At 45.3% G+C, this 9529-nt stretch carries 9 protein-coding genes and 1 pseudogene; 6 read left to right on the forward strand and 4 right to left on the reverse strand.

Annotated features, from left to right (window positions below; genetic code table 11):
* Window positions 1-46: 46 nt before the first annotated feature.
* Both QUA99_RS25700 and QUA99_RS25705 read right to left on the reverse strand, forming a co-directional pair.
* Entirely contained in the window at window positions 47-1141 is a 1095-nt protein-coding gene (locus QUA99_RS25700) for a PfkB family carbohydrate kinase (protein WP_333241905.1), read from the reverse strand.
* A gap of 286 nt (window positions 1142-1427) precedes the next feature.
* A complete protein-coding gene (locus QUA99_RS25705; protein WP_333241907.1) occupies window positions 1428-1979 on the reverse strand; it encodes a response regulator in 552 nt (183 codons plus the stop codon).
* 198 nt (window positions 1980-2177) lie between these two features.
* Between QUA99_RS25705 and QUA99_RS25710 the strand changes: the two genes are divergently transcribed.
* Window positions 2178-3152: a lipoyl synthase gene (locus QUA99_RS25710; protein ID WP_333241909.1), complete on the forward strand. Its 975-nt coding sequence runs from the start codon at window positions 2178-2180 to the stop codon at window positions 3150-3152.
* Window positions 3153-3319: 167 nt separating this feature from the next.
* Window positions 3320-3424: a photosystem I protein PsaX gene (psaX, locus tag QUA99_RS25715; RefSeq protein ID WP_321161646.1), complete on the forward strand. Its 105-nt coding sequence runs from the start codon at window positions 3320-3322 to the stop codon at window positions 3422-3424.
* Between the two features lie 287 nt (window positions 3425-3711).
* Here the strand turns inward: psaX and QUA99_RS25720 are convergent, their stop codons facing one another.
* Window positions 3712-4077, reverse strand: coding sequence for a hypothetical protein (locus QUA99_RS25720; protein ID WP_333241911.1), 366 nt, complete (start codon window positions 4075-4077; stop codon window positions 3712-3714).
* Window positions 4078-4271: 194 nt separating this feature from the next.
* Between QUA99_RS25720 and QUA99_RS25725 the strand changes: the two are divergent.
* A pseudogene (locus QUA99_RS25725) lies at window positions 4272-5467 on the forward strand (RNA-guided endonuclease InsQ/TnpB family protein).
* A gap of 148 nt (window positions 5468-5615) precedes the next feature.
* Here the strand turns inward: QUA99_RS25725 and QUA99_RS25730 are convergent.
* Window positions 5616-6506, reverse strand: coding sequence for a sugar ABC transporter permease (locus tag QUA99_RS25730; RefSeq protein ID WP_333241913.1), 891 nt, complete (start codon window positions 6504-6506; stop codon window positions 5616-5618).
* Window positions 6507-6565: 59 nt separating this feature from the next.
* Here QUA99_RS25730 and QUA99_RS25735 point away from each other — a divergent pair, with 59 nt between their 5' ends.
* From QUA99_RS25735 to QUA99_RS25745, 3 genes are all read left to right on the forward strand, one after another.
* Complete coding sequence (locus tag QUA99_RS25735; RefSeq protein ID WP_333241915.1) at window positions 6566-7141, forward strand: GNAT family protein; 576 nt, start codon at window positions 6566-6568, stop codon at window positions 7139-7141.
* 190 nt (window positions 7142-7331) lie between these two features.
* Window positions 7332-8006: a phosphoribosylglycinamide formyltransferase gene (gene purN, locus QUA99_RS25740; protein ID WP_333241917.1), complete on the forward strand. Its 675-nt coding sequence runs from the start codon at window positions 7332-7334 to the stop codon at window positions 8004-8006.
* Between the two features lie 200 nt (window positions 8007-8206).
* Complete coding sequence (locus tag QUA99_RS25745) at window positions 8207-9241, forward strand: class I SAM-dependent methyltransferase (RefSeq protein ID WP_333241919.1); 1035 nt, start codon at window positions 8207-8209, stop codon at window positions 9239-9241.
* The last annotated feature ends 288 nt before the right edge of the window (window positions 9242-9529 follow it).

Below are 9529 nucleotides of genomic sequence, written 5' to 3' on the forward strand. Positions count from 1 at the left end.
GATTAACTCAATCTCGATCGATCGCCAGCAGGTTTCTATTTTGGCTTTACTCCAGATTCATCAGCGATCGCAAAGCTTCTTTCATCTCCTCTACCGTTGTTGTCGCCGTACCGAATTGACGCACGACAATACTAGCGGCTAAATTTCCCAAAACCGCCGCTTCCCAACCAGATGCACCGACGCACAAAGCTAAAGTCATTGCTGCTACGACTGTATCTCCAGCACCCGTTACGTCGAATACATCAGTCTTGTTAAAAGGGGGAATGTCCCAACTTTGAATGGCAAATTCCCCTTGTTCACAAGTCGATGTGGGAGAAGGTGAATTTTTAATTTCTTCGCCGTTCGCCCTTTCAAACAAAGTCATCCCTTCTTCGCCGCGAGTAATCAGGATTTTTTGAGCTTGAGTTAAGTTCAACAAATCGCGTCCTGCTTGCATTAAAGTTTCAGGGTTTTTGATAGCATATCCGACGGCTTGCTCGGCTTCTGGCAAGTTCGGAGTAAATAACATTGCTCCCGAATATCGCTGCAAATTGGTTTGAGCGTCTACAATTGTTTTGCCGGGAACCACTGCCGATTCGATCGCCAAACGAGTCAAAACTCCGTCGCCGTAGTCGGAACAAACCACTGCATCTACTGTCGGTATTTGCTGCCGGATGTAGTCTGCCAGTTGCAACTGCAAATCTAAATCCGGCAACTCGTCCGATTTGCGATCGACTCGGACAATTTGCTGAGTCACCGACTGCCGCGCGTGCCCGGAAATTCGAGTTTTGGTGACAGTTGGACGCTGCGAATCGATTAAAATCCCACCCGTATCAATTCCCGCCGCCTCAAAAATACCGCACAAAGCCTTTCCCTGGTCGTCTTTTCCCACCAAACCAGCAACTTTTACTTTGCCTCCCAGTTTGGCTAAATTATAGACAGCATTTGCGCCACCTCCGGGTACTTGCTGAGTATTTTCGTAGCGCAAAATCAACACAGGCGCTTCGCGGGAAATTCGCTCTACTTGTCCGGTAAGAAACTCGTCCAAGGTCAAATCTCCGATCGCTAATACCTGCGCTCGATGGAAGCAGTCTAATCTTTTCAATAATTGCTCAGTTGAGGCACGCAGTTGAGGCAAAAAATCGGAATAGTCGTTAGTCATTAACCAAAAAAATGAGACTGAGGAGTTGATTGTTGAGCGTGGAACGAGCGGGAATTAAAAATCCTAATATAAATTAATAATTAATTTCCTCCCTTGTTTGATTTTCAACTTTTAATTGATTTTCTGACTGGGATTTTAAGAAATCAGTTGCAGGCTGTTGGCGATCGCACTCGCTCAAACACTGGGGCAAAAAAATGCGGATAAAATCGCAGTCCTTGAGACTCAACTGAAAGTTTCACGGTGTGGAAGTTTCCTTCTACATAAATGCCTTCAAAAAACAGCAGAATTATTTCAATTTCTGCTTGATGATCGTAATCACCTGAGTCATTTGTTTTTTGAGTGCATCAATTTCCGCTTGCATTTTCGCCATTTTCACAGTCATCGCCTGAATTTCGGCCGCGCCCGCTCCAGAAGTGGCTGCGGCTGCTGCTGCTGGGGCTTCCGGCACCGGTTTCTTTTTGGCCAGTACCATCGCCGATTTGATTGCCTCGGTTAGCTGCTTCTTCTCAAAAGGTTTGGCGATGAATGCAAAAAAATGCTTCTCGAAGGGTTTCGGAATTTTTTCCATCACCTCTTCTTCGCGGCCCGACATGATCACTAAAGGTATCTTAGAAAGCTCCGGATGGGCTTGCACTTTTTGATAAACTTCCCAACCGCTGACTTTCGGCAGTAGGAAATCTAACATAATTAGATTGGGACGGGCTTGACGGATCAGTTTGAGTCCCTCTTCGCCGTCTTTTGCTTCTAAAACTTCAAAGTTACCCTGAGGCAACATCTCTCGGACTCGGACGCGGATGACTTTACTGTCATCGATTACCAAGATTTTTTGACCAGCCACGACTGACTCCTTCAGTAATGAATGAGTGATGATTTGCAACCTTCAGTATATCCCTAACAGAATTCTACCCATAATTCTGGGCGAGTTTAGTTTTGTTGCACCTCGGCGCGATTCTGGTTTAGGGTGAGACTGCTACAAGTTCAGGGGCTTTGATTTCGGATAGGATCGAAGGCATTAACTCGATCGCCATTTAATTATATGTCGCCCCAAACTCCTCAAACTCCTACAGTCAAAGCAGTTGCCCCCCAAATGCGGGGTGAAATCGAGGCGATGCCGGAGTGGTTGCGCCGCCCCATCGGCAAAGCTAGCGAACTTTCGCAAGTGCAAAAAATTATTAAACAGCGGCAAATTCACACGATTTGCGAAGAGGGCAGATGTCCCAACCGGGGCGAGTGCTACGCCCAAAAAACGGCGACTTTTTTGTTGATGGGGCCCACTTGCACCCGCGCTTGTGCTTTTTGTCAAGTAGATAAAGGTCATTCTCCGATGCCCCTCGACCCGGAGGAACCGCAAAAGGTGGCCGAGGCCGTGCAGTTGTTGGGTTTGCGCTATGCGGTGCTGACTTCGGTGGCTAGGGATGATTTGCCGGATGGGGGTGCAGGTTGGTTTGCCAGGACGATCGCCCAAATCCGCCTTCTGAACCCGGATACTGAAGTTGAGGTGCTGACGCCGGATTTTTGGGGGGGAACGGGTAGGGGCGGTACCCCCGTGCCCGCCCCCAACGGGGAGAATTCCGGCCTCGATGAGTTGCAGCGACAGCGGATTCGGACGGTGGTGGAGGCTAAACCGGCTTGTTACAACCACAATATTGAGACGGTGCGCCGGTTGCAAGGGCCGGTGCGGAGGGGGGCGAAGTACGATCGCTCGATCGACGTTCTGCGTATTGTTAAGCAATATGACCCAACTATTCCCACCAAATCCGGTTTGATGTTGGGGCACGGGGAAACCGAAGCCGAGATAGTCGAAGCGATGGCCGATTTGCGGGACGCCAAGTGCGATCGGCTCACCCTCGGTCAATACATGAGACCATCTCTAGAACACCTCCCAGTGCGCAAATACTGGACGCCGGCCGAATTTGACCGTTTTGGGTCGATCGCCCGGGAGATGGGGTTTGAGCGCGTGCGATCGGGGCCTCTCGTCCGCAGTTCCTACCACGCCGGAGAGAGCGAGTGAAATTCATCTGAATTCAACTCGGTATAAACTCCTTGTTACAAAAAATAACTCTAGAGGATTGTGCATAAGTGCGACGCTCTCTGCTATTTGTAAATAGAGTGACTTATGAATTAGGAGCTTTACTTATGGCAGAGATAGCGAAGAACCAATTAAAATCCGACTCCGTGATGAAAACGGGCAAATTCCCTTACACGTTTCGCGCGGCCTGGTTTTTGGGGCTGTTAGCGATCAATTTTCTGGTTGCAGCCTATTATTTCCATATCATTGAATAGTTCTGCAAGTTGATTTTTAGCAGACCCTGCTGTTCTCGACCTCAACGTCCGAGAGAAGGAGAGAGGGAGAGTTTTGAGTTTTGAGTTGGCGAGAATATGACTTCATCCTTCTAACTAATGACTGCTGACTTCTTCCCTCTTCCCTTGAACCTCTTCCTTCTGACTCCTGACTTCTGACTCCTGACTCCCCACTTTTGCTAAATAATTAATCCGTGTATCCGCGTCGTGCATTCCTTCTTCCTTCTTCCTTCTTCCTTCTTCCTTCTTCCTTCTTCCTTCTTCCTTCTCTAACGATTTCTCGACGCTTCTAGCTTTGACAACCGCTCTTGAATTTTGATAACATCTTGCTTCGTTTCAATTACCAAAGTTGCTAAATTATCAAACATCGGGTCTCCCGACCGCACTCTAGGATTTGTCCGACCAGAACCCGGAAGGTTAGGAGACTGAGGCCGGTTAACTCTAGAACCTTGGTTCTGCAAGCTGTAGATTTGTCCCCTGAGTTCAGAAATTTGCCTTTCTAATTGAGTAATGCGAAATTCTAATTGACTTGTGGATTGAGCGGGCGTGACAATTGGCGCAACAGCAATTGCTAAGGCGCAAGCCAGACACAAAAGACAGATTTTTATGGCGCGATGGCGAATATTTTTCGGCATAGCTTTAATAATTTAAATTATACCTGTTCTACGATAACAAATCGCCGATATTTTTGGTCTCTATCAGAAGTATGTCTTATCAGGAAATTGGGTTTAAAACCCCGTCCTTCGCTTGACGGCTTTAATTGTAAAGTTTTAATAACTCACTGAACATCCTATACTGAACCGGGTAGCATAAGGTGGGAGGTAAAACCATGCTAGTTTTCGAGTTTAAAGCATACGGAAAATCGAATCAGTTTACTGCCGTAGACGAAGCAATTCGTACCGCAAAATTCGTCCGCAATAGCTGTATAAGGTATTGGATGGACAACAAAAAGGTGGATAAATATGATTTGAATAAATACTGCGCTGTACTGGCACGTGATTTTTCCTTGGCTGACGTGACGAACTCAACTCAATGGCTAGACAAGCTAGCGCAGAACGAGCATGGTCTTCTATCTCCAGATTCTACGATAACTGCAAGAAGGGTATTGCAGGCAAAAAAGGGTATCCACAATTTCAGAAAGATGGTCGCTCTGTTGATTATAAATCAACTGGATGGAAACTTGCCGACGACCGGAAATCCATCAATTTTACCGACAAGAAAGGGATTGGGCAGTTAAAACTCAAGGGGACACGCGATTTGCATTTCTACCAAATTAGCCAAATAAAACGGGTGAGATTGGTAAAACGTGCCGATGGCGTATACGTTCAGTTTTGTATTGATATTGATCGAAAGGAAAACATAGCCCCCTCTGGGAACACCATAGGCTTAGACGTAGGATTGAAGGAATATTACACCGACTCAAAAGGAATGACGGTTGAGAACCCTAGATTTTTGCGAAAAGGTGAAAAAGTCCTTAAACGTTGTCAACGTCGGGTGTCCAGGAAAGTAAAAAGTTCAAACAACAGGAGTAAAGCTCGGCAGATTCTGGGTAAACGCCATCTCAAAATAAGTAGGCAGCGTAAAGACCATGCAATGAAGCTTGCACGGTGCGTAATCTCATCAAACGATGTAATCGCTTACGAAGATTTGAGAATAAAAAATCTGGTGAAGAATCATTGCTTAGCTAAGTCTATTAACGACGCATCTTGGTATCAGTTCCGTGTCTGGATTGAATACTTTGGAAAAGTATTTGAAAAAATTACGGTGGCGGTAAACCCGCAATATACCAGCCAAGAATGCTCTAGCTGCGGTGTAATTGTCAAGAAAACGCTATCTACTAGAACGCATATTTGTAAGTGTGGATGTAGCTTAGGGAGAGACGAAAACGCGGCTAGAAATATCCTGAGTCGAGGATTGGGTACGGTAGGGCATACCGGAACTTTTGCGATTGACGCAAGCAACGCTTTAGGAGAATCAATCTCTACTTTGGCTGGAAAAATCCTGCCTCAGCAAATTGGCTCGTAGATTAAAGAATCCCCGTGCGTTTACGCGCCCGGAGTGTCAAGGCAACTAGGAAGGTAGCTATTTTAATGTTCGATTGTTGAGAAAATTCTTTAAGAATTTGGAAATAATTATGTAATTAATTTTGCTTAATTACTTACCCGATGTGATATCAAGTATCTTCGCCCCAAACTTTTAGTTGTAAATAGACTAATAGCAAAGCTACAGCCATCAGGAAAGTTGCCGCTGCTGCTGCATAGCCAAAATCAAATTGCGAAAAAGCTTGCTCGTAAATATAATAAACTAGCAAATTAGTAGAGTTTAAAGGGCCGCCGCCGGTGATGACGTAAACTTGCTCGAAACTCCGCAGAGTAAAAATAGCAGTAGTGACAGTAGCAAATACTAAAGTCGGTCGCAAACCGGGTAAAGTGATGTACAAAAATTGCTGCCAAGCATTAGCTCCATCTAATTCTGCGGCTTCGTAACGATTTACCGGAATTGCTTGCAATCCTGCTAAAAATACTACCATATTAAAGCCTAATTGTTTCCAAATACTGAGCAGAATGATCACTGGCATTGCCCAAACTGTGCTGCTAAGCCAAGGAATTGGATTTAAGCCGATCGCCATTAACGCACTATTCACCGGGCCTTCGGTTTGAAACAACCACCGCCAACCCAAGCCAACTGCAACTAAAGAGGTAATCGAAGGAATAAAATAAGCGGTGCGGAGAGTTCCTCGCCAAGCAAACGAGCGATTTAGCAAAACTGCTAAGCCCAATGGAATCACTAAACTGGGAATGACTGTCGCAGTAGTAAAATAGAGCGTATTTTGGAGAATTTGCCAGAAATCCGGGTTTGTGACTAGACGCCAGTAGTTGTTGAAGCCAATCCAACGCACTCCCGACTGGGTAAAGCTGCCGCTGGTAAAGCTGAGGTAAAATAAATAGGCGATCGGCCCAATCAAAAAAGTACCCAGAAACAGCAAAGCTGGGGCCAGGAAAGTCCAAGCTGCGATCGCATCATTATCCAACCAGTTAAAATGCCCAAATTTAATCCGAACCATTGGCTTGTAAATTTTAGCTTTTAGTTTTAAATGGTATCACAATATAGGTCAATGTCAAAATGAACTTTCTCGATATATTAGCTCATTTACCCACTATAGAAACTGAAAGGCTCCTGCTCCGAAAAATTACTTTAAACGACGCGAGCGATATGTTTGAGTATGCCTCAAATCCCGAAGTATCACAATACACAATGTGGTCAACTCACACCTCTATCGAAGACACTAAATACTTTCTCAGGTCACTTACTAAAATGTACAAAAGACGAGAGCTTGTAGATTGGGGAATTGTCCATAAAGCCGAGAAAAAGTTTATCGGAACTTGCGGATTTGTGGAATGGAGCATGACGCACAGCCGCGCGGAAATTGGCTACGCACTCTCTAGGAGATATTGGGGCGAAGGATACATGAGCGAGGCTGTTAATGCAGTGATTGAATTCGGTTTTCGGGAGATGTTGCTGAATCGAATTATGGCTCGATGTGAAGTTAACAATATTGCTTCCGCTAGGGTGATGGAAAAAGTGGGGATGCAATTGGAAGGGGTATTGCGACAGCACCTATTTGTGAAAGACAGATATTGGGATCTAAAACTTTATTCGATTCTCAGGGAGGATTTTTTTGCCGATCTACCAGATTAGCACTCGTTATATCAATTCCGGCTGCGCCGGTATGATAAGCTTTCGACACGGCAGTGCCGTGTCCCTACGCCAGATTAATCGTAGGGACACGGCACTGCCGTGTCCTGATTTCGGTCGGGTAATATTAATTCCGATGTTACCGGAATTGATATTACAGGTGGTACAATTTTGAGAGCAAACTAAAAATTTTATGATAACAGCAAATACCAATTCCACAGATTTTTTGATTGTCCCTGCAATTCCTGCCGCCAAAGTCGAAAAAAATGCTTCTATTAGTAAGCCCTTAAAATTAGGAGTTTTAGCATCAGGAAGCGGCAGCAACTTCGAGGTAATTGCCCGAGCCATCCAAAACCAAGAACTCAACGCTAAAATCCCAGTATTAATTTACAACAACCCCGAAGCCAAAGCGGCAGCCAGAGCAGAAAAATACGGTATTCCCTCGATTCTGCTCAATCACCGCGACTGCAAAAGTCGCGAAGAATTAGATACAAAAATTGTTAAAAATTTCCAAGAATATGATGTAGAATGGGTAGTGATGGCGGGTTGGATGCGAATTGTTACCAAAGTTTTGTTTGATGCTTTTCCCGATCGCGTTATTAACATTCATCCCAGCTTACTGCCGAGTTTTCCAGGAATTCGCGCCGTCGAGCAAGCACTGGCCGCCAAGGTTAAAATCACCGGATGTACGGTGCATATCGCCCGTTTAGAAGTAGACAGCGGGCCGATTTTAATGCAGGCTGCGGTGCCGGTATTGCCTGATGATACCGCAGAAACGCTGCACGCGAGAATTCAGGTGCAAGAGCACAAGATTATGCTGGGTGCTCTTGCACTTATTGCCGAATCTAATCGAAAATATTGTGACTAAAAACCTCACCAGTGCCGCATCTGTCCCCAAATTGTCCGTCAGCGAATCACCCGAAACAGACCCGCCGCTGACTCCGCCCAAAAACGGATAGTTGCGAATGACTTAAGTGCTGAAAAGATCAAAATTTTAGAGTCTTGTTCTAGATCCCAGATTCAATGCGAGAGTCAATCTAAAATCTAAAATCTAAAATCTAAAATCGAATGACAGACTCGAATCGCCTGAAGTTAATTCTCAAAGAAAGGCTCAAAAAGAACATCGGCCTCAAAGGAGAATTCTATCTGCCTTGCTTGCCCTCGATGCTAGACGACTACCTTAAATTACTCTCAGACTTCTTAAACATTCTCGGACAAAACATCGACGCGGCCCAAACCGAAAACTTGCGAACATTAATCGCCAACGCCTTAGCAGAAGGATTCAAAAATTCCCCTCACGCTAATCTCATAGTCTCATATTTTCCCGCCAATTCCCAAAGCGGTTTAGCCGGCGGCATTACTCTGAATACCAAGATTCAAATCGAATCAATCGCCCAGAAATATCATAGCTGGCCGGATATTCGCCCCGAACCTTTATTCGGCAGCCATCCCGATGCCAAAGTCATCGCCATTGCCGCCGAATTAGGCGAACCGGGAAAAGCACCTATTTTAGATGTTGGTGCGGGCCCAGGGCGCAATAGTCTGCCTTTAGCAAGGTTAGGTCATTCCGTGGATGCGATCGAACTAACACCCATATTTGCCGAGAAACTATCAGCAGCAGCAACCGCCGAAAACTTGCCGATCAATGTCACCCAAGGCGACGTTTTAGATCCATTATTGAGGATGAAAACTTATCGGTACAAATTAGCGATTGCTACCGAAGTTCTCTCTCATTTCCGCTACCCCGAACAAATTCGTCTTTTCCTCGGCAAAATGTCCGATGCTGTTTTAAGCGGCGGGTTTATCTTATTGAGCACTTTCTTAGCTGTAGATGGGTACGAGCCCGACGAGATGGCAAAACAAATGTCTGAATTGTGTTGGTCTTATCTGATTACCAGAGAAGAATTGCAAGCAGCAATAGAGGGTTTGCCGTTAGAAATTATTTCTGATGAATCTGTGATTGAATACGAACAAAAACATTTGCCGGATTCTGCTTGGCCGCCGACACCTTGGTTTGTGAGTTGGGCTAGCGGACGCGATTTATTTCCCGTGCAACAAACACCGCCGTTAGAGTTGCGGTGGATACTTGTTAAACGCTTGTAAATTGTCCTGCATCTAATATCGTTTCCGGTTGCACTCCTTATTACAGCATATTCCAGGTTCATTAAGTACAGCAGCAGCTATATTGTGTGGTGTTAATCTGTAGGGTGCGTCGCTGCGAGATATTGGATAAAACTTGCAAATTTTTGATGGCGACGCACCTTACACGGGCGATCTCAAGATTGTGTGTACTACATATACATGGAATATGCTGGGGAGCATCCCACTTTGGCAATCAGTATAAATACTCAGACAATTGTCAGGCTAAGCTGATGGCATAATAGAAAGCAG

The sequence above is a fragment of the Microcoleus sp. F10-B2 genome, from assembly GCF_036704965.1.
Classification (GTDB): Bacteria; Cyanobacteriota; Cyanobacteriia; order Cyanobacteriales; family Microcoleaceae; genus Microcoleus.